This window comes from Acinetobacter sp. Gutcm_16 (genome assembly GCF_028649355.1).
Taxonomy (GTDB): domain Bacteria; phylum Pseudomonadota; class Gammaproteobacteria; order Pseudomonadales; family Moraxellaceae; genus Acinetobacter; species Acinetobacter johnsonii.
The window spans coordinates 25,916-52,902 of record NZ_JAQSUV010000033.1 but is presented as its reverse complement, the minus strand read 5'-3'; the positions used below and the strand labels follow the sequence as shown (position 1 = coordinate 52,902).

23 protein-coding genes and 1 other RNA gene are annotated in these 26,987 nt (G+C 42.1%); 9 read left to right on the top strand and 15 right to left on the bottom strand.

Translation table 11 applies throughout. The annotated features are described in order from the left end of the window. Positions 1-8 precede the first annotated feature (8 nt). Positions 9-875 (bottom strand): hypothetical protein, encoded by an 867-nt coding sequence (locus tag PTT44_RS10765; RefSeq protein ID WP_168158533.1) that lies wholly within the window; start codon positions 873-875, stop codon positions 9-11. 70 nt (positions 876-945) lie between these two features. Next, a complete protein-coding gene (locus tag PTT44_RS10760; RefSeq protein WP_168158534.1) occupies positions 946-1,887 on the bottom strand; it encodes an inovirus-type Gp2 protein in 942 nt (313 codons plus the stop codon). A gap of 513 nt (positions 1,888-2,400) precedes the next feature. On the opposite strand from PTT44_RS10760, the gene PTT44_RS10755 reads away from it, so the two are divergent. Then, positions 2,401-3,282: a hypothetical protein gene (locus PTT44_RS10755; RefSeq protein ID WP_168158535.1), complete on the top strand. Its 882-nt coding sequence runs from the start codon at positions 2,401-2,403 to the stop codon at positions 3,280-3,282. 58 nt (positions 3,283-3,340) lie between these two features. Here PTT44_RS10755 and PTT44_RS10750 read toward each other — a convergent pair whose 3' ends face one another. Both PTT44_RS10750 and ssrA read right to left on the bottom strand, forming a co-directional pair. Beyond that, positions 3,341-4,477, bottom strand: coding sequence for a tyrosine-type recombinase/integrase (locus PTT44_RS10750; RefSeq protein WP_168158536.1), 1,137 nt, complete (start codon positions 4,475-4,477; stop codon positions 3,341-3,343). A 181-nt stretch (positions 4,478-4,658) separates the two neighbouring features. Continuing rightward, positions 4,659-5,017, bottom strand: a transfer-messenger RNA (tmRNA) gene (ssrA, locus tag PTT44_RS10745). 130 nt (positions 5,018-5,147) lie between these two features. Here ssrA and glpK point away from each other — a divergent pair. Next, positions 5,148-6,632 carry a glycerol kinase GlpK gene (gene glpK, locus PTT44_RS10740; RefSeq protein ID WP_273795642.1) on the top strand — a complete coding sequence of 495 codons (1,485 nt, stop codon included), beginning with the start codon at positions 5,148-5,150 and terminating at the stop codon, positions 6,630-6,632. A gap of 87 nt (positions 6,633-6,719) precedes the next feature. Here glpK and PTT44_RS10735 read toward each other — a convergent pair whose 3' ends face one another. From PTT44_RS10735 to PTT44_RS10725, 3 genes are all read right to left on the bottom strand, one after another. After that, positions 6,720-8,249 (bottom strand): DHA2 family efflux MFS transporter permease subunit, encoded by a 1,530-nt coding sequence (locus PTT44_RS10735; protein WP_004984332.1) that lies wholly within the window; start codon positions 8,247-8,249, stop codon positions 6,720-6,722. Positions 8,250-8,255: 6 nt separating this feature from the next. Further along, complete coding sequence (locus tag PTT44_RS10730; protein ID WP_168158553.1) at positions 8,256-9,407, bottom strand: HlyD family secretion protein; 1,152 nt, start codon at positions 9,405-9,407, stop codon at positions 8,256-8,258. A 247-nt stretch (positions 9,408-9,654) separates the two neighbouring features. After that, a complete protein-coding gene (locus PTT44_RS10725; RefSeq protein ID WP_058952291.1) occupies positions 9,655-10,152 on the bottom strand; it encodes a thioesterase family protein in 498 nt (165 codons plus the stop codon). A 108-nt stretch (positions 10,153-10,260) separates the two neighbouring features. Between PTT44_RS10725 and hemB the strand changes: the two genes are divergently transcribed. Both hemB and thiO read left to right on the top strand, forming a co-directional pair. Next, positions 10,261-11,274 (top strand): porphobilinogen synthase, encoded by a 1,014-nt coding sequence (gene hemB, locus PTT44_RS10720; RefSeq protein WP_168158554.1) that lies wholly within the window; start codon positions 10,261-10,263, stop codon positions 11,272-11,274. Between the two features lie 27 nt (positions 11,275-11,301). After that, positions 11,302-12,411 (top strand): glycine oxidase ThiO, encoded by a 1,110-nt coding sequence (gene thiO, locus PTT44_RS10715; protein WP_168158555.1) that lies wholly within the window; start codon positions 11,302-11,304, stop codon positions 12,409-12,411. A 7-nt stretch (positions 12,412-12,418) separates the two neighbouring features. On the opposite strand, the gene PTT44_RS10710 is transcribed toward thiO, so the two are convergent. From PTT44_RS10710 to PTT44_RS10700, 3 genes are all read right to left on the bottom strand, one after another. After that, positions 12,419-13,339: a TIGR01777 family oxidoreductase gene (locus PTT44_RS10710; protein ID WP_168158556.1), complete on the bottom strand. Its 921-nt coding sequence runs from the start codon at positions 13,337-13,339 to the stop codon at positions 12,419-12,421. Between the two features lie 53 nt (positions 13,340-13,392). Next, positions 13,393-13,845: an ABZJ_00895 family protein gene (locus PTT44_RS10705; RefSeq protein WP_168158557.1), complete on the bottom strand. Its 453-nt coding sequence runs from the start codon at positions 13,843-13,845 to the stop codon at positions 13,393-13,395. A gap of 336 nt (positions 13,846-14,181) precedes the next feature. After that, a complete protein-coding gene (locus tag PTT44_RS10700) occupies positions 14,182-15,159 on the bottom strand; it encodes a GGDEF domain-containing protein (protein ID WP_168158558.1) in 978 nt (325 codons plus the stop codon). A 397-nt stretch (positions 15,160-15,556) separates the two neighbouring features. Between PTT44_RS10700 and PTT44_RS10695 the strand changes: the two genes are divergently transcribed. Further along, positions 15,557-16,810, top strand: coding sequence for an exonuclease SbcCD subunit D (locus PTT44_RS10695; RefSeq protein WP_168158559.1), 1,254 nt, complete (start codon positions 15,557-15,559; stop codon positions 16,808-16,810). 9 nt (positions 16,811-16,819) lie between these two features. Further along, entirely contained in the window at positions 16,820-20,416 is a 3,597-nt protein-coding gene (locus PTT44_RS10690) for an AAA family ATPase (RefSeq protein WP_168158560.1), read from the top strand. 116 nt (positions 20,417-20,532) lie between these two features. Here PTT44_RS10690 and PTT44_RS10685 read toward each other — a convergent pair whose 3' ends face one another. Together PTT44_RS10685 and PTT44_RS10680 are read right to left on the bottom strand one after the other, a co-directional pair. Continuing rightward, a complete protein-coding gene (locus tag PTT44_RS10685) occupies positions 20,533-21,267 on the bottom strand; it encodes a hypothetical protein (RefSeq protein ID WP_168158561.1) in 735 nt (244 codons plus the stop codon). Between the two features lie 190 nt (positions 21,268-21,457). Further along, complete coding sequence (locus tag PTT44_RS10680; RefSeq protein WP_168158562.1) at positions 21,458-22,147, bottom strand: YggS family pyridoxal phosphate-dependent enzyme; 690 nt, start codon at positions 22,145-22,147, stop codon at positions 21,458-21,460. Positions 22,148-22,269: 122 nt separating this feature from the next. On the opposite strand from PTT44_RS10680, the gene PTT44_RS10675 reads away from it, so the two are divergent. Continuing rightward, entirely contained in the window at positions 22,270-23,307 is a 1,038-nt protein-coding gene (locus tag PTT44_RS10675; RefSeq protein ID WP_004694862.1) for a type IV pilus twitching motility protein PilT, read from the top strand. A 26-nt stretch (positions 23,308-23,333) separates the two neighbouring features. Next, the gene (locus tag PTT44_RS10670) at positions 23,334-24,455 is read left to right on the top strand and encodes a PilT/PilU family type 4a pilus ATPase (RefSeq protein ID WP_168158563.1); all 1,122 of its coding nucleotides are present in this window, start codon (positions 23,334-23,336) and stop codon (positions 24,453-24,455) included. A 59-nt stretch (positions 24,456-24,514) separates the two neighbouring features. On the opposite strand, the gene fur is transcribed toward PTT44_RS10670, so the two are convergent. After that, positions 24,515-24,952 carry a ferric iron uptake transcriptional regulator gene (fur, locus tag PTT44_RS10665; protein WP_004694866.1) on the bottom strand — a complete coding sequence of 146 codons (438 nt, stop codon included), beginning with the start codon at positions 24,950-24,952 and terminating at the stop codon, positions 24,515-24,517. 112 nt (positions 24,953-25,064) lie between these two features. Here fur and PTT44_RS10660 point away from each other — a divergent pair, with 112 nt between their 5' ends. Next, on the top strand, positions 25,065-25,463 hold the full coding sequence (locus tag PTT44_RS10660) for an outer membrane protein assembly factor BamE (protein ID WP_004694868.1): 399 nt from the start codon (positions 25,065-25,067) through the stop codon (positions 25,461-25,463). Positions 25,464-25,509: 46 nt separating this feature from the next. Here the strand turns inward: PTT44_RS10660 and PTT44_RS10655 are convergent, their stop codons facing one another. Together PTT44_RS10655 and PTT44_RS10650 are read right to left on the bottom strand one after the other, a co-directional pair. Next, on the bottom strand, positions 25,510-25,833 hold the full coding sequence (locus PTT44_RS10655) for an RnfH family protein (RefSeq protein WP_104222298.1): 324 nt from the start codon (positions 25,831-25,833) through the stop codon (positions 25,510-25,512). Continuing rightward, positions 25,833-26,915 carry a hypothetical protein gene (locus PTT44_RS10650; protein ID WP_168158564.1) on the bottom strand — a complete coding sequence of 361 codons (1,083 nt, stop codon included), beginning with the start codon at positions 26,913-26,915 and terminating at the stop codon, positions 25,833-25,835. The genes PTT44_RS10655 and PTT44_RS10650 overlap by 1 nt, the downstream gene beginning before the upstream one ends. Positions 26,916-26,987 lie beyond the last annotated feature (72 nt).

Below are 26,987 nucleotides of genomic sequence, written 5' to 3'. Positions count from 1 at the left end.
GCAACCATTTAAACCAAACTTAGAACTATCCGCTGACAATCAAAGGTTTTTCTACGATGCCTTGTCACTCTTAAGTAATGATTATTGGCATGGCTGTTTAAACGGTTTTTTACAGCTTGCAAAGCGCGTTGAATCTGCTTGTCATCCAAACAATTCACTGAGATACCTTTTAAATCATGCTCTTCGAATGAAACGGCACCATAACCATTGGTGACCTCCAACCATTGCTCACCGATTCTACGTGCATGATCCGTTAGAGTGACAGCTTGTGCTTGTCCAGCATAGATACAGAATAACTGAACATAATAGCCCTGCTCTGGATCATGTTTAATCTGCCAAATCACAGAGTGAATTGAACGAAACAGCTCAGTATCTCTAGATCGAATTAACTTTAGAAAAGCACTGAGGTAAAGATCTAGACCATATAAGCGAATTACTGATAGCGCTTCAGATTGAATCCCTAAACAAATTGGAAAGATGGTCAATTGATCCTGCTGCTGCATACACTCCAATAGAAAGCGTTCAGCCTTTTTCACCTGTTTCTTATACTCGTTCTGATCATATTGATAGTCCACTTCAATCAAACCAGCTTGATCATGTACGTATTTGATAAAACCTTCCACTACATGCTCAGGTAAGTCTTGAATAGAATCATAGAATTTAAACGCATTCGCTTTAAAGATGATCTGCTCAAGTAACTTAAACACAATGATTGCTGCGATGTAATTATTCCCATCTACAAAGAAACGTCTAGATTTCTTAATCAAGGGAATGATCTGCTGTTTGAATTGTTCAACATTGATTTGATTGGCTAAGATCGACAGAATAAAGGTTTCAATTTCACAAAATGTTTGAGATTCATTGTAAGTCGTCATGGTAAAACACATCCTAAGTTATTTATTTCATATACTTAGGAGTGCCGTAACTTTTTAATGGTGATCTAACCTAGAATCCACATTGCTGTAAGGTTTTTGCTACACCTCTACGCCAATTCACTTCAAATTGACCCGTACCAAAGCTACGCATATACGGTATTTTGACTCGTAAATGCTGTGCATACTTTTCAGGATTGACCAGATACATAGCAGCATTCAATGCATTACTGATTTCCAATGCAACATTGCACTGGATATGTCCTACACCTAATCGATTAAGTTCCTTAAACTGCTGCTTATGCTCCGTAGTATTACAATTAAAGTACCATCCCAGATTACCTGTAATACTTTTCCACATTTGCCAAACCTGATCAGCAAGATACCAGTCACTCATACGTTTAGATGGATCATAGATCAGCAATAAATGGCAATGATAGCCTTTATCTACCCCCTGCTCTAATGCCCATGCATAGCCCTGTAAACCTATGAAACATCCATCTTGATTTGCTATACGACTTCTTAAAATATCCATATGCTGTTGAACATCTTGAATACCTATATAGACCTGTTGTTCTTCGAGATAACCCAAATCAACACGTACAAATAACAGTTCAGAATAGTGTGTAATGAGTTTAGTCAGATACTGATACAGTGAATTTCGATTCTGGTTTTCTTGTTGGATAAAACGAGCTTGTTCTTTCCAGTATTCATTTTGATATTGATAGAGTACACAGCATAGGGTTTGAACTTGCTGAGTATCAATATTTAAGATGTATGATGCAGGTTGCCCATTTAGAAAATGATCAATCCAGTACTTACACTGAATAAAATATTGGATGGATACCGTGTAGTGAAGCTGTGCTGAATAGAAATACTGAAAGGCTTCATATAATGTACTGAATGACTGTTTGAATTGTTGTTCACTCATCTGTTCAAAACAAACGCTATAAACAAAATCTTCAATTGCAGTACAAAGATTAGATTCATTCCAAATTAGTGTAGTCAAATTCATGTCGTGATACTCATCATGTTAGGATTCATATCACTTACTATTCTGTAAAAAATTAATAGCCATAAATATGCTTATAAAATATAGCCTATACATATGAATCAAGATATATAGAAGTATTTAATAATATTAATAACCAGCTAAGCTGGATAGCTACTCCCCCTTAAGAACACATTACAATCCGACACTTCACTAGCCTAAACTTGGTCAACATGAACAAGCTAAAGTTAATTTTAAGCCACAACTTGTAAGCCATCATTTGACTTTAATCCTTCTTCATAGGGATTGGCTAAAAATTCACATCGACGACTTAGTTTTTAGAAAATTGATATTTGACATCATGATTTTTACTTTTTATGCATATAAAAAGGCAATTTTCAGTAAAAAATGGCCTATATCTATATAAAACACTATTTGTATATCACTTAAAATTTATTATAAATTCACTAAAAATCTACTAGAATTTTATAAAAAAATAACTAATAATTTATAAATAAATCTACATAGTGATAAGAAATGCAAAGTAATAGTAATGACGGTTGGATGATAGCTACACAAGAAGGCTTTATTCCCGAAAGTCTTGCAAGTTTCGGAGATAGAGGTTTTGAGTGGGCATGGGTTTTTTTACAAATGTTTAAAATATACTCGTTAGGACCCCATTCATCAATCACACAAAAAAGACAAATATTAATTAGCTATATAAATAATCTTCAAAACAAAGAGGAGTATATAAAAAATCTAAAAATCAATATGGAAAATAATTTAGTTCCCTTAGAACACTTAGATTGGATAGATAATAATGATAATAGAAAATTAATATGGTTATTAACCAGAATTCAATTGGATCTTAATTTGACATTACCAATCGGAGTTAATAACACACTATATAAAGATTTTTTATCAACATTAGACTCTATAATTATTTTAGATATAAATTCAAAAATCACCTTGATACAAAATAAAAAAAGAGAATGGGAAACAATTAAAACTCCTGAAAAAGAGACTGCCTGGTTGGATAAATCAAATAAAATGCAATTAACATGGGCATGGGAATATCTAAATAAATTCTATAAAAATATCAACCCATTTCATCCACCTCAAAATAATGAAGAACTTTATAGTGCAATTCTGGCTTCATTTGACAATCAATCTTATGGAATCCCATCTGATAAGAAATTATTTATGGAGCGTATGAAAAAAACTTGGAGTCAAAAGAAGTTTAGAGACTCTGGAAAAGCGAAAAAACCTTATCATATCCCACTTACAAAAAGCACGCAGGAACAATTAGAAAAATTAGCAAAGTTTAAAAATCTACGTAGAGATCAGGTTATTGAAAAATTAATCCTGAAAGAATATGAAGCTACACTGCTGGATGAAAGAGGTAAAATGAAGTATTAAATATTTTTGATAGATAGAGATCGTTAGCCTAACGATCTCTAAATCTGTTTTTAATTTATTATTGCAACCATGTTTTAACATATTCCCCATACCACTCCATAATTTTCACTCGCTCATCCCAGTACTGTGCACGGTTATAGGCTGAGCGAATTCTGTTTTGAGGAACATGAGCAAGCTGGCGTTCAATAGCATCGGGATTAAACAGATTTGACTCATTTACGACTGTACTGAATAGTGACCTAAAACCATGTGTGGTCATCCGACCGGCATAGCCCGAACGTTTGATCACGGCCAAAATAGACTCACTACGCATCGGTTCTTTATTACTTAGACGATGAGGAAAAAGTAATTCCTGATTATGGGTAAGTCTTAAAGCTTTTAGTTCCTCAATCATCATGTCCGTCAACGGCACACGATGCGGAAGACGATTCTTCATGCGTTTTTCTGGGATATCCCACTTACGCCCCTCCAAATCAAACTCTTCCCAGCGCGATTGCAGTAATTCACTTACCCTAACACCTGTCAGCATAATTAAGATAATGGCATGATGGGTTTGCTGATCGCTTGGGTAAGCTCTAACTTTTCTTAGAAATTCAGGCATATCTGAAGCAGGTAATGATGCTAAATTTTTCACACGCTTATTTTTTAGTGCATAGACTAAATCGCCTGCAGGATTATCGTAGCGATAGCCGTGTGCAATCGCGTACTTCATGACCATGCCACAGCGGGATAAAGTCCGTTTTGCCACTTCAAGCGACCCTCTGGCCTCTATCTTTTTAATAATTTGCAATATTTCAGGTGCCTGAATTTGATTGATGCGTTTATTGCCTAGAGCAATATAAAGTTCATCTAAAGAGGCTCGTACATTGCTAATATGTTTTAGAGACCATGTTTCCTTCTGATTCTCAAACCAATCTTCAGCTACTTCTTTAAAGAAAGGCTTTATATCCTCATGAAGTACTGACTTTGAATGTTTATACTTAAGTTCATAAGCCATTTCTCTAGCTTTTTTCAAACTAAGTTCTGGGTAAGGACCTAGTGACTCAGATTGACGCTGCCCATGAACGGTATAGCGGACATTCCAATACTTCTGACCTTTAGTCGTAATAATCAGCGATAAACCATGTGAATCTGATAGACGATATTGCTTGTCTTTCGGTTGAGCTTTTCTACATTCTGCATCTGTGAGTGACATATCTTTAACCAGAATTTGTTGTGTTAATTCTGGGTAAATTTTGCCAATTTTTACCCACACAAAGCAAAAATAGGGTCAAATCGCTTAGGACAGCATCGGACAATACAGCCAATAAAAAAGCCCTTAAACATTGAGTTTAAAGGCTTTTTTAGATTCCGATGGATTACTTCGGAAAGAATTTTGGTGGAGGTGGCGGGAGTTGAACCCGCGTCCGCCAGCACTACGCTCGAGAATACTACATGCTTAGATATCGTCTACTGTTTTAACTCTTTGTGACCCGACGAACAGGGTACAAATCGCGATCCTCTTAATTTAGTACAAAACCCCGAGGCTTAGTTTTATACGGACTTGTGTGCGTGCGCTTCAGTCGGACTCTCTAACCACAAGTATTCGGAGAGGCGGACAAGCTGCCCTTAGGCAGCTAGAGCGTATGATTCGTCGTTTGCGACTAAAAAATGCAAATTTGATTTACGAGAGAAAATGCGCTCTCGACATGCATCTATGAGTTTCATCACCAGCGTCGAAGCCAGAAACACCCCCAAAGTAGCGGTAATCATAGCATAGTTGCTAGAAAATACGATCTATTTTCTAAACAAACACACATATTGATGCGCTTAATTATATAATTGCGCTAATATTTTGGTTTTCAAGTCCAACAATAAAATAATTTATGAGCTACTTACTTGCACTCGACCAAGGAACCACTTCGAGTCGTGCCATTATTTTCAATGAACAAGGTCAAGTTCAGGCAACGGCGCAACGCGAAACACGTATACACACCCCACAATCAGGCTGGGTAGAACAAGATGCCCAAGAGATTTGGAGCTCACAAATTGCTGTTGTACAGCAGGCTCTGGCTTCTGCTCGTATTTTAGCCAAAGACATCAAAGCAATTGGTCTTACTAACCAAAGAGAAACAACTGTCGTATGGGATAAACGTACAGGACAGCCGCTTGCACCAGCCATTATCTGGCAAGACCGTCGCGCATTTGAATGGTGCAATCAGCTCCTACAGCAAAACTTAAAAGATAAGATTCAATCCAAAACTGGACTCCGAATTGACCCTTACTTTAGTGCAGGAAAATTGGTCTGGTTACTCGAGCATGTCAATGGTCTACGCACACTGGCTGAACAGGGGCATGTGGCCTTTGGCACGATTGATAGTTGGCTGATTTGGAATCTTACCCAAGGTGCTCAACATGTCATCGAAGTCAGCAATGCCTCTCGCACCATGCTCATGAACTTAAGTACCCAGCAGTGGGATGAAGAGCTGTTAGATCTATTTAATATTCCGTCTGCATTACTGCCAAAAATCATCAACTCGGACACCTATGTCGCCGATACCGCGGCAGGCTTACTCGGTGCCAATATTCCGATTACAGGCATATTAGGCGACCAACAGTCTGCGCTGTTTGGACAGTCCTGTTTGGACATTGGGACTGCCAAAAATACCTATGGCACAGGTTGTTTTATGCTGTTCAATACAGGCGAGACCGTTCAATACAGTAAGAACAAACTGCTTTCGACGCTGGGTTGGAAAACGCAACATCAAACCACTTATGCCCTAGAAGGCAGTGTATTTATGGCCGGTGCGATTGTTCAGTGGCTACGAGATAATTTAGGCATTATTCAAAAAAGTAGCGATGTTGAAAAATTAGCTTGTACAGTTCAAGATACCGATGGCGTCATGCTAGTTCCGGCATTTACTGGACTCGGTGCACCACATTGGGACAGTGAAGCGCGTGCCCTCTTATGTGGAATGTCGCGTGGAACCAATAAGGCCCATATCGCTCGCGCAGCCTTAGAGTCCATTGCCTTTCAAGTCTCTGATGTACTGACCGCCATGCAAGCCGATATCCAGCAGCCGCTGAAAGAGCTCCGCGTCGATGGTGGTGCCAGCCAAAATGACATGCTGATGCAGTTTCAAGCCGATATTTTAAATGTGCCTGTACTACGCCCTAAGATGCAGGAGTCGACCGCATGGGGCGCAGCGGCCATGGCAGGGTTAAGGTGTGGCGTATTTTCAAGTTTGGATGAAATTGCACAGTCTTGGCAGCTTGAACGTGCTTTTGAACCCAAAATGAGTCCAGATCAACGTGAGTTTCACTTACAACAATGGCAATCTGCCTTGAAACGTGCAAAGTCAGAACTTTGATTATTTAACGCTATTGTTTTGAGATATCAAAAACATCATAAAATTGCATAATAAAAAACCGCTTCAAGAAAGCGGTTTTTTATTACCTTAATGCGCATGCCCGCCACCGCCTGCCCCTATTTTAGGTTTAGGGCAGAGCCAAATAATAGATGCTGCAAATAGGAACACCAAGGCCAAGATCAGGAAAATATAGTTTGCCGACAAGGTCAACGCTTCTTTATCCACCAGACTAGAAATATAGCCTAATGCACCTTCCGCGCTCATTCCCTGCTGCATCAACACCGACTGGGTTTGATCTGTATGCAAACTGCCGACCATTTCGCTACGTGCAACTTTGGTATGGTCGTCCCAAATAGTGACAGCAATAGAGGCGCCTATCGCCCCTGCCATAGTTCTTAAGAAGTTCATTAAACCTGCGGCTGATGCCATTTCATGCGGCAATACCGATGACAGCGCCATATTTGATAATGGGATAAAGAAAAATGGTACAGCAAAGCCCTGCAAGATTTGCGGCAGTGCCAATGCAAAAAAGTCAGCATCTGTGGTCCAGAACGAGCGCATCAAAGTCACCCCACCCAAGATGCTCAAACCAAAACTGGCCAGTGCACGTTGGTCATATTTGGTTGCCAATTTCGCCACAATGGGTGACATAGCTAAACTGCCAAAACCCATGGTTGCCGTTAAATAGCCTGCCCAAGTTGCGGTATAGCCCAAATTGATCTGTAACCACTGCGGAATCAGTACAATACTGCCGAAAAATGCACCAAAGCCAAAGGCCAGTGCCAAGACAGAAATCGTGAAACTACGGTATCTAAAGATCTGAATATTCACCACTGGATGCCGTTCGGTCAGCTCCCAAATGGTAAAAATCACCAAACCAATCACAGCCGTTAAAGCCAGTACCACGATCGCAGGGCTATTAAACCAGTCGCGTTCATGCCCCAAATCGAGCATGAGCTGTAATGCCCCAATCCATAAAATCAGGAGGATCAATCCACCGCGATCAATTTTGAGTTTGGCCGTTGCTGTTTCCGCAGGTTTAAGTAGACGCATCGCAGCAAAAGCACACGCTATACCGACGGGAATATTAATAAAGAAAATCCAGTGCCAAGACATGTTGTCACTGATGGTTCCCCCTAAAATCGGACCAAGAATCGGGCCAACCACCGTCGTCATTGCCCACATGCCCATCGCTTGGGATTGCTTTTCTGGAGGGAAAATCCGCATCAGTAACATCTGACTGAGCGGCATGATCGGGCCACCAAATAAACCTTGGCCAATTCGGCAGAAGACCAGCATTTCTAAACTGGTCGATAAACCACACAGTACCGAAAATATGGTGAAGCCAATCAGACTTAAGGTAAAAACCCTTACCCCTCCAAAACGGCCTGCAAGCCAGCCTGTTAAGGGAACACAAATCGCTTCAGCCACGGCATAAGAGGTAATCACCCATGTCCCTTGCGAACTCGATACTGCAAGGCTTCCCGTAATATGAGGCACAGAAACATTGGCAATCGTCATGTCCAGCACGACCATAAAGTTGGCCAATGCAAGGACGAAAGCCGCCAACATCAGGCGACCACCCTTTAAGTCACCATAGGGAACATAGCTATTCATGTGCAACTACTTCGATTTCAAATCGATTTGAGCTTCCATCGACAAGCCAACACGTAAAGGATGTTCAGCCAACTCTTTTGGGTCGAGTTGAATACGTACAGGCAAACGCTGTACCACTTTAATCCAGTTGCCTGTAGCATTTTGTGCAGGAATCAGTGCGAAGGCTGAGCCTGTTCCACCAGAAAAGCCCAAGACCGTGCCATGGAACTCAACTGAGTCACCATAGAGGTCTGAGGTTAAAACTGCTTTTTGCCCTGGGCGTACATTTTCAAGCTGACTTTCTTTAAAGTTTGCATCGACATATAACTGTGAAATTGGAACCACCACCATGAGCACAGAACCTGGCGCCACACGCTGTCCAACTTGAATTTTTCGGCTCGTCACTACCCCATCAAATGGTGCTTTAATTTCAGTACGTTCTAAATCAAGCAAGGCTTGTTTTAGTTTTGCTTGAGCGACCAAAACATCCGGGGTCGAATTTTCATTACTGCCTTGAATTAAAGCTTCATTTGCAGCCAAGTTACTTTGCGCAGCTTTCTGACTGGATTTAGCCTGCGCCCAACCCGCTTGCGCTAAGTTATAGCCTGCTTGCGCATTATTTAAAGCAGCTTGTGCCGTGCTTAATTCTTCTTTAGAAATCGCGCCTGTCGCACTCAACTGCTGACGACGATTCAAGTCATCTTGCGCTTTATCTAACTCCGCTTTGGCTTTAGCCACTTGTGCTTCAGCACTATGAATGGCGTCATCACTCACAAAGACTTGCGAGTTTAGAGAGCTGCTGTTGGCCGCACTTTGTTTATACTGGCGCTGTGCTTTAAGTAATTCGGCCTGAGCTTGCGCTACAGCAATTTCAGCATCACGATGATCGACCAAAACCAGCACATCGCCTTTCTTTACAGTTTGCGTGTCACTGACCAACACTTTTTCAACTTGGCCAGTCACCATAGAAGTAATCGAGGCCGTTTCCGCCCCCACATAAGCATTATCAGTTGAAACCGAATGGTTAAAGAACAGTTTCCAAATCAAGAATAAAATGGCAGCAATGATCAGGATCACAGCCACGAAACCTAAGCTTTTCTTACGTTTAGCTTTCAGTGCTTGATCATTGATTTGATCGGCTGGATCAGTATCTGGCAGTGTATTTGGGGCATCTGTCATTGATTTTTCCTAAATCTAACAGACTTGGTCAGCCGGCATCATCCCTACGAAAGGGACATCAGACAAGTATTGTCTGCATTGGTGTCGATGAGAAAGTCACAATAAAATTTGATGCATTCTAAGAGCAAATAATCACATTTTGAGAAAATAAATTGTAACTGCTCAGTCTATTTTAGTTTTCAGCATCCAACTTCCTATTGGATGCTATAAATTTCACTTGAATATTAAAGGCTTAATTAATTTAAAACTAATAAGCATAAGAAGCAATCGCTGTTGCAATCGATTTGCCTTCGTCATTGACCATGGTCATGCGCATCGTGCAGCCTTTACGCCCCAATCTTAGAGTTTCAGCACGGGCAATAAAGTATTTTCCACGTCCCGGCGCGAGATAATCGACCCGCATATCGACTGTAGCTAAACGGGATACTTTTTTAATGGTGTCCGCAATCGTGTCAGGTTCCGCTTTTTTATACAGCTCCCCCATCGCTACAATGCCACCAATACTGTCTAAAACCGTTGCAGCCACGCCCCCATGTAAAATTTGGAACGCGACATTGCCAATTAAGTAATCTTGCATATCGATATAGGCTTCAATTTTCCCGTCAACGACTCGCATGGTCATGGTGTTGTGCTTAAAAAATGGCGACGCATTAAAAGCCTTAACCAACTGCTCAAAAACCACATCAATATCCACTTTTGCTCCTAAGTGTATGCTGCCCGTCCAGCTTTTTTCACCACTACTCATAACAATCTGCTTCACTCTTAAAACAATAAAAACCCCTCAATATGTGCCCAAAGCCATAAGATAGGTCTACAATACTGACCTAGTTTAATACCGATTATCGAGATTTGTATGACCTATACGTTCAATCGTCCCGCCTTCCCCGCTACTCGCATGCGCCGTATTCGTAAAAATGAACATCTGCGCTCTATGGTTCGCGAGACCCATTTAACGACAGATCATCTTATCTATCCAGTATTTGTACTGCCGGGACAAAACCAAACGCAAGACATTCCCAGTATGCCGAAGGTGCAGCGTCTATCTGCAGACTTACTCTTAAAAAAAGCAGAACGTTTACTTGAACTTGGCGTATCGAAACTGGCGCTATTTCCAGTGACTCCCCAAGAAGATAAAAGCTTAACTGCCGAAGCAGCATGGCGTGAAGATGGTGTGGTTCAAAACACGCTACGTCTGCTCAAAAAAGAATTACCTGAAATGGTGCTGATTACCGATGGCGCACTTGACCCGTATACCACGCATGGTCAAGACGGCATCATTGATGACACAGGTTATGTACTCAATGACGAAACCGTTGAAGCACTGATCAAACAAGGCTTAAGCCACGCTGAAGCTGGAGCAGATGTCTTTGCGCCAAGTGACATGATGGATGGTCGTATCGGTGCGATTCGTCAAGCCTTTGAAGCCAATGGTCATATCTACACCTCAATCATGGCCTATTCAGCAAAATACGCGTCGAGCTTCTATGGCCCTTTCCGTGATGCGGTCGGTTCATCCAGCAATCTTAAAGGTGGCAACAAATACAACTATCAAATGGATGTAGGCAACCGCGCAGAAGCATTACATGAAATTGCCCTTGATATTCAAGAAGGGGCTGACATGGTGATTGTGAAACCGGGTATGCCGTATTTGGACATTGTCCGTGAAGTCAAAGACAACTTCGGCGTGCCGACTTTCGTTTACCAAGTCAGCGGTGAATATGCCATGCTCGCAGCGGCCATCCAAAACGGCTGGTTATCGGACAACGTGATTATTGAATCACTAATGAGCTGCCGCCGCGCGGGTGCAGATGGCATCTGGACCTATTTTGCAGAAGAAGCTGCATTAAAACTAAAAGACATGAAATAAAAGCCTGTTTAGAAGGATTGAGTTGCAATGCATATTGCCATCATTGGCGCAGGAATCAGTGGTTTACTGACAGCGCTTGAGCTGATTGAACATGGTTGTTCGGTTGAGATTTTTGACCAACAGCAAGCGGGACAAGCGGCTTCATGGGCAGGTGGAGGGATTCTTTCCCCGATGTACCCATGGCGCTATCCACAAAGTGTCAATGACCTCGCCAAATATGGCAAAAGCATGTATCAAGCATGGAATGAAAAAATTAGTCCGGTTTCGGGGATAGATTTTGAAATCCACGAAACAGGTATGCTGATTTTTGATGAAGCTGATTTTGACATTGGCCTAAATTATAAAGATCAACACCAAGAACCGATGCAGCATTGTGAGCTTTTGCAACTTGAGCAACTGGAACAGGTCAATTCCCGCATTTCGACGCGCTTTCAACAAGCTATCCATTTTCCGCAATTGGCCAACGTCCGTAATCCTCGACTGCTCAAGTCGATTGTGGAATATCTCAAACGGCAGCCACAAGTCACCTTTCATGAGCAAGCGTGGGTACATACCTTTGACATAGTCAATCAGCAAGTTCAAGGGATAAAAACTGCTGATGGTCAGAGCTATTCGGCAGATCATGTGGTGATTGCGACAGGTGCATGGTCACAACATTGGTCCGAACAACTCCAGTGCAGCATTCCAGTGAACCCCGTACAAGGGCAAATGTTACTGTTTAAAACCCCTGAAAACTGGCTACCAACCATGTGTATGAATCAGGTTATGTATCTGATTCCACGTTTGGATGGTCATATCGTTTGTGGTTCAAGCATGGCGGATGTCGGTTTTGACCAACGCCCTTCTCTACAGACCCAGCAAAATATTTATAAAGCCTGTTTGGATATGGTGCCTGAGCTGGCAGATTTCCCAATTGTGAAACATTGGGCAGGTCTACGCCCAAGTTCACCAACGGGTGTTCCTTATATCGGCCCCTTCCCTGAAATAGTCAATCTCTGGACAAACTTCGGTCACTATAGAAATGGTCTATGTATGGGGCCTGCATCTGCACGACTGCTACGCGAATTGATGTTAGGCCAAAACTTAACGGTTGACGCCAGTGCCTATAGCCCTGAGCGTTTAGTAAGCTTTGCTTGATCAAACGCTATTTGGGTAAATTTTGCGGTTGAATAATGTGGATCAAGGCTTCTTTTAAAGTGGGATATTTGAACTCAAACCCCTGTGCTTTCAATGCTTCGGGGCGAACAAACTGACCATTCAACACCAGTTGAGACTGCTCGCCTAAAAGTAACTTCAGCACAAAAGCGGGTAAACAAAGTACAGGTCTACGTTTCAGTATTTGCGCTGCGGTTTGTGCAAATGCTGACTGGGTGACTTTTTCTGGACTGACGACATTAAAGACTTGTGCAGTGGTTTCATGCAGCATTAGAAACTCAATCGCTCGCAGCACATCTTGAATATGCACCCAGACCACAGGTTGCCGACCCGAACCGATACGCCCACATAAGTTCATTTTGATCGGAAACAACATTTGCGGCAAAATGCCGGCCCCACGTCCAAAGACCACGCCTAAACGAATAATTTTGGTATTCTGCGACGGGTCTTGCCGTGCAGATTGTTCCCATTTTTGACACAACTCTGACATAAAAATAGACTGCGACGCTGACTGCTCATTACAACACTCTGACCATTGTTCAGTCGGATCAATACCGTAATAGCCCACTGCCGAACCCGAAATAATACATTTCGGTTGAATCTTTCTTTTAGCGAGATATTGATAGAGCATCGTCGTCATTTCAACGCGACTGGCGATCAGCTTTTGTTTGCGGGCATCTGTCCACCGCCCCTGAGCAATACTTTCGCCAGCCAAATTCACCACATAATCAATGCGATCATGCTTGAGTTCTTCTAAAGCTCGAATCCAAGTCAAATGCGGGTGAATTTTAGGCAGATTCTTCTGTCGACTTAAGCCGATCACGTCATAATCTTTTTCTAATAAATAATCGAGCAAGTTTGAACCAATAAAGCCACTCGCTCCTGTCACCAATACACGTTCTTTTTGCATAGCGTGGCCTCAAATGATGCTTTTGCTCAAACTATAGCATTTAGAAGAAAGCTTTACGATTGATCGATCATTTTTGCCGCCATACGCTCCGCTTGTTTGCCATAAAACCAATAAGTCAGCACATACAGCGGAATCGCGATCAATAAAATCAGAATCACCACCATACTGATAAATTGCGGTTGTTGGACGTAGAGCATAAAGTTTTGCCAAACTTCGGCATCACCCTGCGCAAAAATAAATACCCCCAACATAAGAAAGGCAAAGTTATAACTCCAAAAAATCAGACTAAAACCTAAAGTGAATTTTTTCCGTTCTGCTTGGGTTGGCGCACGGCGTTGTTGCTTAATAAATTTAAGTAAAACCCAAATCATGGCCACCAAATAAGGTACAGCCGTTAATACCGCTCCCATCCCTGTCGGAAGTAGTGCAGCGAGTACACCACAGACACAACTAAAGACAAAACATATGAAAAAAAACCAGAGAAAATATCGTGTTAGCGAAACCATAGCGCTACTTTAAACCCAACCAAAAAATCATTATAAAAAAAAATCATTTTTTTTTCATTTTCATGTCAACCAATCGAAGTTGATGTGCGTTAAATAGGGTACAAGGTCGCAGCAACCGTCAACATTGTACCGGCATCCACAATACGTACGGTGACCTTTCCTAGAGCAATAAGATTGGCTCCAAATTTAAATGTTGTCAGCAGCCGACATTTAAGCGTGAAGCAGTTTTCTTTGACCGACGATTTCATCATCACTCGAATCGTCGGTCTTTATTTTTTGTAGTCCTGATTTTTTCAGTGCTCCCCCACCTCAATAGATGAAGAAGCCCCTAAAAATTTAATATGAGTTTAAGTGCTGGACGTCTTCTGCATCCTGAATGACATAACCATTACGCCCCTGCTCTTTGGCCAAATACAGATTCTGATCGACTTCTTTTAAGAAAGCCATTTTGTCATTTTTCTGGGTTGGGATAATGGTTTTCACCCCTAAACTGACCGATAAACGCTGATCCAATGGCGATGAGCTATGGCAAATATCAGCAGTTCGAATACTCTGTAAAATACGCTCCACTACTTCAATTGCAGACGCTTGTGAGGTATCGGGTAATATCAAAACAAACTCTTCCCCACCAAAACGCGCCACCAAATCACGTGGTCGTGAGACACTTTTTTTCAGTAATTGTGCAATTTGTTTCAAGCAAGCATCACCGAGAATATGGCCATTATAATCGTTATATTGTTTAAAATAATCGATGTCTAGTAACATGAGAGTCAGTGGTTGCTGTTCACGCTGTGCATTGAGCCATTCGCGTTGGTAGCTATCTTCAAAGAAGCGGCGGTTGGCAATCCCCGTTAGACCATCTTGATACGAATATTCTTCCAGTTGCTTTTTCAGTGTTTCTAGCTCTTGTTCCTGTTTTTTACGCTCCGAAATATCGAACATAAATCCGACCAAACTATCGACTTCCCCATCGGGTTTGCGCACCACATGCACCACATCGCGAATCCAAATATATTCTCCATTGATGGTTAGTGCGCGATAATCCGCCTCATGATCAACCCCCGAAATCGACTGCGCCACACAAAAATCAACCACCCATGCACGATCATTTTCATGCATTCGCATCGCCCAATCTTCGACTGTTCTCCACGAGTCTTGCGTCCAACCCAGCACTTTTTCAATTTGTGGGCCAATATAACTAAACGTTTTGGTTTCCCAATCAATACTCCAAGGAATAGCAAGTGTTGATTCAATCAGCGTCTTATACACCAGATCATTGACAATACGGGGCGAATTGAAAATAGAATCAGACATAGTTACGTTCTCCTTATACCCTGTCCTACTCAATACATGACTTATTTTTTAGACATTCTTCATAAATCATTCTTATAAAGTCTCAAAATTGAATCCGTGATCAATCTTCACATTTCTTCTATGACTACAACACGATATACAATTTCACAGAATTACATAATACCCCATTAAAAGAACATTTTTTAATCATAATTTATCTTTTTACTATAGTGTTAATCAAATAAATCCATCGCTTTCTTTTTCACATAAACACTTACTGATTTCTCTGTGCAGTTTAACTTACCAATCTAAACCTAACTGTCAGGTCAGAGATTGCCGTCGTAGCGACAATTATCCATTGAATAATTTTGATTTATGTTAGCTTATAGCTCTATTGCGCTTTGAGCTTGGGGTAACTATGGCTGTTCGTTTTTTTCATACATCTGATTGGCATTTGGGACAGTTTTTTTATAACCATTCCCGTCAGTATGAACATGAACAGTTTTTAGCATGGCTACTGGAGCAAATCAGTGTAAGACAGCCGCATGCGCTTTTGATTGCAGGAGACATTTTCGATGTCATCAACCCAGCGTCTAGCGCACAAAAGCAACTCTATCAATTTTTAGCAGATGTACATGTTCGTGCACCGCATATGCAAACTCTGATGATTGCAGGCAACCATGACTCAGGCTACCGCATTGAACAAGTTGAACCGTTACTGGCCAAATACAATGCCAAAGCGGTAGGAGTGATTCATAAAAATAGCCAACAGCAGATCGATCTTGAGCACTTATTGGTGCCGATTTTAGATGAGCAACAAAATATTGTGGCATGGTGTCTGAGCCTACCTTTTTTACGTCCTGCTGAAATTACAGGCTTTAATGAACATACTACCAATAGTCAAAACGCGATTGCCTATTTGCATCAACAACTGATTGCCGAGGCCAAAGCTCGTAAAACAGCGGATCAAGCCCTGATTTTAATGTCTCATGCACATATGCAAGGCGGTGAAACCTCCGACTCGGAACGGCCCATTGTAATTGGTAATGAAGAAGCACTCTCAACAGCATTATTTGATGAAATCATTGACTATGTGGCACTCGGACATTTGCATAAACCGCAAAAAGTCGGTGAAGAGCATATCCGCTATAGTGGCTCCCCAATTCCACTATCTTTTAGTGAAATTAACTATAAACATCAAGTTATTGAAGTGACACTTGATCCCACACAAAACAATTCCTCCCGTTTTCAATTGAATGTTTTAGCGATACCACGAAGCATTCAACTGCATAAAATACGCGGTGAATTAAATGAGGTACTGGAAAAGCTGCAAGCATTGCCTCAAGGCGCTATCCCAGAGATTGATCAACGTGAATATGTCGATATTGAATACCATACTGCTGTTCCACCGCAGCCCAATTTAAGACAACAATTCGAAGAGGCTCTACCCAAAGACCGTTATCGTTTAGTCCGTATTTCACGTCAATACTTAGCGACCGAGCAAGACCCCAATGCACCCACTAAAGTGAGTTTAGAACCACCTACACCAGAAAAACTGTTTCAGCAAATTTGGGAAAAACAGGGTTATCACAATGATGCAGAAGTGTTGAACGACTTTATAAGCTTAATGCGTGAAGCAGAACAATCCCTTGCAGATGAACACGAGGCTTAAAGGTTTAGTATGAATATTTTATCGATTCGAATTAAAAACCTTGCTTCACTTTCTGGCGAACATTTGATTGATTTTGAAAGTGATCCCTTAGCCAGTGCAGGTCTGATTGCCATTGTGGGGAAAACAGGCGCAGGTAAATCCACCATTTTAGATGCCATGTGTTTGGCCCTGTTTAACCGTATTCCACGGCTAAAAGACAGTGATGGGAAACTTCAAGATGTCGATGGCTCGGAGCTGCTCACCAACTCTCCATTGACCGTACTGCGTCGTGGCACTGCACATGGTTATGCCGAGCTTTGCTTTATTGCACAAGACCAAAAACGCTATATTGCACGTTGGGAATTAAAACGTTCGCGGGAAAAAACCGATGGTAAACTGCAAAGTGTGCAGCGCTCTTTAAAATGTGTCACCGATGGTGTTGTGGTTGCGGATAAAGCCAAAGCCGTCGATGAAAATATCAAACGCATCACTCAGCTCAGTTTTGAACAATTTACTCGTGCCGTTTTATTGGCCCAATCTGAGGTCACCGTTTTTTTAAAAGCACGGGACAATGAACGCGGTGAGTTGCTGGAATATCTAACCAATTCCGCTATTTTTGGGAAAATTGGTCAACTGGCTTATGAGAAAACCAAATCTGTCGCCACGCAGCGCAAAGAACTGGAAAATGTACTGGGTCATATTGAACTGTTAACTGATGAACAAGTCACAGCATTATCGATACAGTTTCAGCAGTGTGACAGGGATTATAAACAGCTTGAAGCTCAAAAGTCGCAACTAGAAAAACAACAACAATGGTTTGAACGCAAACATAAACTCGACAGTGAAATCATTAGCAAACAACAACTCTTCGATACGCAAAGCAAGTTACAACAAGATTTAGCTCCTGAGCGCGAACACTTGGCTCGTTTGGAGATCTTTTCTGAAATTCGTGCTGTGGTCTTCCAGCGACAACAGTTACAGCAAACGGTGCAGCAACTGACGCCCCGTATTCAACAACAGCAACAACTGTTCGATCATTTACAGCTTACATTTGAAAGCGAAAAAGCCCAATTCACGCAAGCTGAAATGGCAGTGAATGAACTACAACAGTTTGAACGTACCCATCATGATGCATTAAATGAGGTACGTAAATGTATTCAAGAACGGGATTTTATTGGGGCTGAGTTTAAGAAAGTTCAGGAAAAATTGCAGGCTTTAGAGCAGTCTAAGCTACCCCTAACTCAGCAGCAGCAAAAGCTTGAACAGCAGATTCAACATATTGATCGACAGCAAACAGAGTGTAAGCAGCAACTGGAAAGCTCACAACAGTTTACAAGCTTAGACAAAGGTCTCAGCGCCCATACTCAACAGCTAGAACAGTTCATTCATCAATATCAAAAAATTGAACATCAACTCGGGCCACGTGCTCAAACGGAACATCGGCTAGCATCAGAAAAAGAACAATTACAGCAGTCGATACAACAGTTCGGGACGATCGAACAGCTTGAAATCAAAGTTGCGCAGACACAGCAGCAACGCGAGTTGAAAATCAATCAGCTCAGTCAATTCGAGCTGATTGAGCAAAAACTTCAGCAGTTTTTTGACTTACAGGCTGAATCTACAGAACAGCAAGTACAGCTCGACAACGCCAAAACACAGCTTCAAGCCGTGCAACACAATAGCCGACAAGCTGAACAAGCCTTTCAGGCTGCAAAAAGTGAACGCATCCAACTGCAACAGGTTTTGCAACAACAACGACTTTTACATGCTGAAAATATCGAAGATTTACGCTCGGCACTCCAAGACGGCGAACCCTGTTTAGTCTGTGGCAGTACCTCACATCCTTATAAAGTGGAAGATACTGCGCTCTCCAAGGCCCTGTTTGAGCTTCAACAACAGCAGGAACAACAGGCAACGCTAAAAGAACAGAATTGCTTTGATGACTGGCAGTGCGCGCAGCAACAGCTGACTAAACTGAATACTGAAATAGAACAACGCCAAACTCTAATTCAGCAACTTTCTGAAAAAATTAGTACTTTGCAACACGTGTTAATCGAGCACAGTCAAACAGCAAATATGGCACTCGACTTCACCCTAACGGCATTGGAGTTGAAGAGTCTATTCATGCAAATGGCTCAGCAATATCAGTTGGATTTGCAACAACTCCAACAACAGTCTGAGCAGTTCCAACACAATATTAAAACCCAGCAACAATGCATCCAAAATATTCAACAGATTGAACATTTACTACAAACAGCGAATGGTTTGCACAACCAAGTTCAGCATATCGTGCAGTGTTTACCTGAAGATGAAAAAACAGCTTGGCAACAGCAGACCACTCAAACCGCTCAGCAAATCTTGATACGTCTAAATACCCGTTCACAACAACTGGAACAGTTGGAACAATGGCGTCAGCAATGCGAACAAACCACACAACAGTTCAAGACCAATCAACTGAATATCGAAAATACCAGTAGGCACATCACTGAAACCAACGAGCAGCTCAATGAAATCAAACGAAAAGGACAGCAAAATACAGAAATAGCCAATCAATTGATCCAACAAATGACTGGCTTAACTGACATCAAAGCCAATGAGTGGCTCATCCAGCACGATCAACATCGCCAACAGACGCAAAGCCATTATCAACAACTGAAACAGCATTTTGAGCAATTGCGCCATCAATTCGAACAGGAAAAAAATCAGCTAGAACAGCTCAAAGCCCAGTTGCAGCAGAATCAGACCAGTGCCAGCCAAGTAGAAAATACCCTTCAGCACTGGCTCAATGCGCACCCTGATTTCCATAAGCCTGATTTAGATGCACTGGCTCAAATTAACTCGGCTCAGGAACAACACATTCGTCAGAAATTACAGCATGCAGAACGCCTAGTAAATGAAGCACATGCTGCATTGAAAACCATGCAAGAGCAGTTGATTGAACATCTGGGCCAGCAACCTGAGATTGACCCAGCACAGTTACAACAGCAAATGCAGGAGCATCAAGTCGCACTGCAAACACAACTTGAAATACGCGATCAACTCAAACTCAAACTTGAGTTGCATCAGCAAAATGTCGCCAAACAAAAGCAATTTGCAGATCAGATTCAAGCCATACAACAGGAAGAACACCGTTGGGGGAAAATTTCAGGTCTGATGGGAGATGCTACAGGCAAAAAATTCCGTGATTATGCGCAGCAATATAATCTCGATATTTTACTGGAACATGCCAACCAACAGCTCAACCAACTCTCACAGCGTTATACCTTAAAGCGTTTAGAACATTCGCTGAGTCTGGCCATTATTGATCATGACATGGATGGCGAAACCCGCTCCGTTGCATCACTTTCTGGGGGCGAGTCTTTCCTGACCGCACTTGCCCTATCTCTTGCCATTGCCAATATGGCCTCAGGCTCAATGAAAATCGAATCTCTATTTATTGATGAAGGTTTTGGGACTTTAGATGCATCTTCCCTGCACATGGTCATGAATGCTCTCGATCAACTGCAAAACCAAGGACGTAAAGTCGTGCTGATTTCACACATCCAAGAAATGCATGAACGTATTCCCGTCCAAATCCAAGTTAAAGCTTTGGGCGCAGGTGCCAGTACCATTGAGGTGGTCGGATAATTTCAGATTCTTGAAAGTCAAAGTTTGATCTGTTTTTAAGGCACCATCTCTCGGTTAAAAATAAAGGGAGCATCCTACTTAATGTAAGTGCTCCCTGTAAAATCTAAACAAATGCTTTAATCCGCTGGGAATGCTTTTGGTGGAGGTGCATATTTAGATACATCTGCGGCTTTGTCTGTAGCCGCTACAGACTGTAGCGGATAAATCACTGTACCAATCACACCTGTATTTTGGATGGAACCATGATCTGAGTTTGCAGCATAGGCATCTTCAGGTCGACTAAAGGTAAAGGAAGCCACCGCAGAGTCACTCTTACGGAAGCCTTCAATAATCAACTCCCCCTGTGGACGAAGCACATAACCTGAATTGCTGCGTGATGCTGCACGTCCATCAATAACATCTAAACCATCGACACTGGCAACCACTTCAAATGTGCTATTGCTGTGGTTTTTGTATTTGAGTTGATAGCTTTGTCCATCTTTGCCAGATAAATAATACTGCTGACCATCTCGAAATAAAGGCAGTGGACGCTGTGCATCATCTACAATCGAAAAGCTAATTTTTCCAGCAGCCAATGACAGGCTGTTCACGGCTTTCCCCACGTATTTTTTACTGGCATAGCGAACTTGTGATTCAGCAATTGGACTGCTGGATAAGCGTTTTAAATTGACTTCCGTGACGTTTGAACTAATCTCATCGCCCCACTTGGTGCCTAATTTTTCACTTTTAGCGACCTGAGCATTCTGAACCGTAGATTCCGCACTCATCTCGCTCATTTTAGTATTTGTACTGCTACAAGCTGCTACAAATAAGCTCAGAAGCAGGGAGATAAATAAATAGAGTTTTTTCATTTTGGCTTCATCCTAAATACAATTTTTATCGTTGTCAGGCAATCATTTTTCAGGGTTCATCTGTCTAATCTATAGACGGTTCAATTCATGAGTTTAAATTAAGCCTATTTTTTCAGCAGCCTATTAGTTTTATATAATTGTAAATTAAGCACTTCTCGCGGCCTTCAAGCTCAAGAAGCCCTATTTAAACTTAATGCTGTGAATAATCTCTCGCCCCGAACAAGGCAGTTCCAACGCGAACCATAGTCGACCCAGCTGCAATTGCATCGACCATATCGCCTGACATACCCATGCTTAAGGTATCCCAGTCTTCAGGGTGAACATGCAGCTCTTTTACTTGGTCAAATAACACTTTCGCCGCCTTAAAGGCTTGAGTATTGTTCGGTGCAGGAATCACCATCAACCCACGCAGTTTGATGTGAGGCAACTGACTGATACTTTTTACCAACTCAGCAACTTCATCAGGTTGGCAGCCATCTTTGCTGTCTTGACCATCGATATTGACCTGTAGACAAAGATTTAATGGTGGTTGTGTTATCAGACGCTGCGCCGATAAACGCTCTGCAATAATTAAACGATCAACTCCATGCACCCATGCAAACTGTTCAGCCAAATGTTTGGTTTTATTGCGTTGTACATGCCCAATAAAGTGCCATTCAATGTCTAAATTCTGTAGCGCCTCTATCTTCTGCAAAGCCTCTTGTAGGTAGTTCTCACCAAAGGCGCGTTGACCACAAGCGTACATGTCTCGTAACACTTCGCTCGGATGTGTTTTAGAAACCGCCAAAAGTTCTACAGACTCCACGTCACGACCTGAAATTTCGCAGGCCTGTTGAATTTGGGATAACACGTATTGACGTGAATTTTGCAAGATATTCATTGACGAGGGTCTCATTTCGGTCATCTTTTTTGCTTTGCCTTTCAACAAACTGTTGGTTAAGTTGATTGAAAGCCTTATTATTCTATCAAAATAATTAGCATTTAAATGAACTCGGGGAAATAATGGATATCACAGAATTACTAGCCTTTTCGGCTAAGAACGGGGCATCAGATTTACACTTATCTGCAGGTATGCCACCGATGATTCGTGTCGATGGTGAAGTTCGTCGTATCAATTTACCAGCTTTAGAACACAAAGAAGTGCATAAACTAGTCTATGACATCATGAATGACAAACAACGTCGTGATTTCGAAGAAAAACTAGAAACAGACTTTTCCTTTGAAGTTCCAAGCATTGCTCGTTTTCGTGTGAACGCATTCAACCAAAACCGCGGTGCAGGTGCAGTATTCCGTACCATTCCGTCTAAAGTCCTGACCATGGAAGACTTAGGTTTAGGACAAACCTTTAAAGAGTTGTGTGAATTGCCACGTGGTTTAGTTTTAGTGACGGGGCCTACTGGTTCTGGTAAATCTACCACGTTGGCTGCAATGATCGATTATATTAACGATAACCGCTATGATCACATCTTAACGGTTGAAGACCCAATCGAATTTGTACACCAGTCAAAAAAATGCTTGATCAACCAACGTGAAGTACACCGTGATACACATGGTTTTAACGAAGCGTTGCGTTCTGCACTCCGTGAAGACCCCGATATTATCCTCGTGGGTGAGATGCGTGATCTTGAAACCATTCGTTTGGCGCTCACTGCCGCTGAAACGGGTCACTTGGTCTTCGGTACACTACATACCACCTCTGCGGCAAAAACCATTGACCGTGTGATTGACGTATTCCCTGCTGAAGAAAAAGACATGGTTCGTGCCATGTTATCTGAATCGCTACAAGCCGTGATTTCTCAAACCTTACTCAAGAAAAATGGCGGTGGCCGTGTTGCCGCGCATGAAATCATGATTGGTATTCCTGCCATTCGTAACTTAATTCGTGAAAACAAAGTGGCACAGATGTATTCTGCTATTCAAACTGGTGCAAACTACGGTATGACCACACTGGATCAAAGTTTGAAAAACTTGGTTACCAAAGGGGTGATCAGTCCACAAACTGCCCGTACAGCTGCCAAGCAACCTGAAACCTTCTTATAAGAAAACAATGGATTTGGGGTATAGATATGGATTTTAACGACTTACTCAATTATATGATTCAACAAAAAGCGTCAGATTTATTTATCACCGCTGATGTTGAACCCTCCATGAAAATTAACGGTCAAATTGTGCCTGTGGCTAAGGGCAAGCTGACGGGTGATGTCGCGGGGCAACTGCTCAACTCGATTATGAGTGAAAAGCAGCGTAAAGAATTTGCAGATACACATGAGTGCAACTTCGCGATTATGAATCGGGATAAAACGGCACGTTTTCGTGTCAGTGCCTTTCAACAGCGTGATATGCCAGGTATGGTTTTGCGTCGGATTGAGACGCAAATTCCAACCATGGACGAGTTAAAACTCCCGCCTGTGCTCAAAGAGTTGGCCATGACAAAACGTGGCATCATCATCTTTGTGGGAGCAACAGGTACGGGTAAATCGACTTCTTTGGCTTCGATCATTGGTTACCGCAACCAAAACTCGAAAGGCCATATCATTACCATTGAAGACCCAATTGAATTTATTCATGAACATGCAGGCTGTATCATTACCCAGCGTGAAGTGGGCATTGATACTGACTCCTTTGAAGTGGCTTTGAAAAACACCTTACGTCAAGCACCCGATGTGATCCTGATTGGTGAGATTCGTTCCCGTGAAACCATGGATTATGCGATTGCCTTTGCAGAAACAGGTCACTTGGTATTTGCAACGCTGCACGCCAACAACGCCAACCAAGCCATTGACCGTATTATTCACTTCTTTGAAGCAGACCGTCATAGCCAATTGTTTATGGACTTGTCTTTAAACCTTAAAGCGATGGTTGCTCAGCAGTTAATTCCAACACCTGACGGTAATTCACGTCGCGCTGCAATTGAGATTTTGATTAACTCACCGTTAATTTCCGATTTGATCCGTAAAGGTGAAATCCACGAAATTAAAGACCTGATGAAGCGTTCTCGTGAACTCGGTATGCAAACCTTTGACCAAGCCTTATTCGATTTGTACAAAGCTAAGCAGATTACCTATAAAGATGCGCTGAAACACGCCGACTCTCCAAACGACTTACGCTTACAAATCAAGTTATCTGAAGAAGGCGGTGATCGTCTATTACATGCCAGTGCAAACATCACGTTTGACGGACAAGCTTAAGCATTTCTTTAAACAATAAAAAAGGGCTTCTCATGAAGCCCTTTTTTAGATCTAAATTATTACTTTTTACGCAGTGCTTCTTGGCACTCAGCAGCATCACAGTAACCATATAGGTTGAGTGAGTGACCTGTTAAAGTAAAGCCATGCTTTTCAGCAACTTCGTGCTGCTCATGCTCAATTACTTCGTTGCTAAACTCAACCACTTTGTTGCAGTTTTGACAAACGATATGATCATGATGATCGTCTTGCATGATTTCGAAAACAGAATGGTTATTTTCAAAGTGATGGCGCTGAATAATGCCCGCTGCTTCAAACTGCGTTAACACGCGGTAAACAGTTGCTAAACCGACATCTTCACCTTGTTCAAGTAAAGTCTTATAAATATCTTCCGCACTTAAATGGTGTTGCTTTGAATTTTCTAGTAGTTCTAATATTTTAATTCGTGGAAGTGTAACTTTAAGTCCAGCTTTGCGTAGATCTTGATTTGAAATTGGCATGTAAAAAGGTCTCTCAACAAATTTAAAGTTAGAATATGCAACAAAGTGTAGATGCAGTATGATCTATCCGTGGCTCAATTGCATCATAATTAATTTGGGATAGTGTAGCAAAATGCAAAAAATCATGTTGGCGTTATTCGTCACTTCACTGCTCGCAGGCTGTTCGACCTTGGGCGTTTATAAAGTTGATATTCCTCAAGGTACGCCATTAACTCAAGCACAAGCGTCAAAAATACAAGTTGGCATGAGCCATCAACAAGTTCGCTTTTTGCTTGGCAGCCCGACAGTTTCAGATCCAATGAATCCGCTACGTTGGGACTACATCTACAATTATACCCCAGGAACGTATGCTAAAAAAGCCAAGATTCCTGCTGCACAAGGTCAACACCTGAAAGTCTATTTCGACCCAAACGGTATTGTCCAAAAAATTGAAGGCTTAGAAACCATTCCTGCATCTCAGCCGGGCTTACCAGCATCGAAAGAAGCGATTCTAAACGCGCCCCCACTATAAAGCCTTATTCTAAAAAAGAAACCCCTCAACTGAGGGGTTTTTCATATCATTTCGATTGTTTTAAGCGATTGCCTTTTGCAAAGCGACCCACAGGATTATTTTGTGCACGTATCCTTCTAATATCTTTAGGGTTAATGCTCAAAGGACGATAAATTTCAACACGATCCCCTACTTGCAAAACCTGTTGAAGATCTTTCAAGCGGACACCAAAGATGCCCAATTGTAAAGGCTCAGGCAATTCAACCTGCGAACCTATACCACTCAGTTGAATCGCATCTTGTGCCGTCATTCCTTCAGAAAACGGCACACTAATATGAAACTGCTGGTCTGCTGTTGCATAAGCAACCCAGACTTGTTGAAGCATGCGCATTAGATCAATTTTCCAAGTACGGCTACAATTGCCAATACGATAGAAACAGGTAATACCACACGCACGGCAATGCGCCAAATATTATAAAAAGCTTCATTACTAAAGTTCATCGACTTACGTAAATGGCTAATTTTCATAATCCAACCCGCAAAAATGGCATAAATCAAACAAATCACTAAGCCCCACAGTATCAGTAAGATGTTAAAAATCGGGCCAGTGGCTGGAATCAACCACACCAACATTGCAGCTAGCAATACGAGCCACTGAATCACAATATTTAACTGGCGCTGTGCCAACTGCTCACGTGCCATCTGTAACAACACGGCCGCTGCTGCAACCGCAGTTAAAGCAATTGCATACGCAGGTAATGCCGCTTGGACTGCAAAAAATGCAAAAGCAACCACCGCCAAAATTTGTGCAATCCAAATCGGTAAAACAGTCTTGGTTGCAGCATCTTGCTGTTGAACTTGTGCCAAACTGTTCTGCCAGTACAGGCCGAGTCCTAAACCGCTTGCCACCAAAGCCAATACTGTTGCACTGCCCCATTCTGAAAATTCAACAGGTGTCACCTGCCACTCAGCAGTTCCTGTACCAGAGAGGTTTGCAAACACTAAGGAAATCAGCACACCGACTGCCGTTAACGCTAAGGTCAGCAGACGTGGGGCAAAAGACAACGCGATGGCAATCACGGCCAAAGCAATAAATATCACGGACGATGTCATATCGGCCAGTGCATATTGATTTAATAATTGCGCAGCATTAGACAACATGCCACCCGCTAAAAAAGGAATAAAGACGACAGCAAGCCATCCCACAAGGCGCCACGTCTGAGAAGCATCGGCATCACGTGTCAAACTCGACAAAGCATTCAATGCCGTGGTTTTTGAACGCTTGGCTAAGGCAATTTCTAAGTAACACACAGGTAAAGCCAAGATCACCATGGTCACTAACCAAAGTAACCAAAAGTCGAGCTGACGTTCAACCTGAATTCCCACCAAGGGTGCAAGTGTGGCAATGATAATAAATGATAAACAAAATGCCATCAGCGGCGATAACCATCGTGACAGAGCATTGTCTTGCATGATGCGTTCCTTCAATAAGTCTTGCGCTATTTTGCCTTGCTCGCTTATGAAAATCAAAAACAAAAAGCAAAC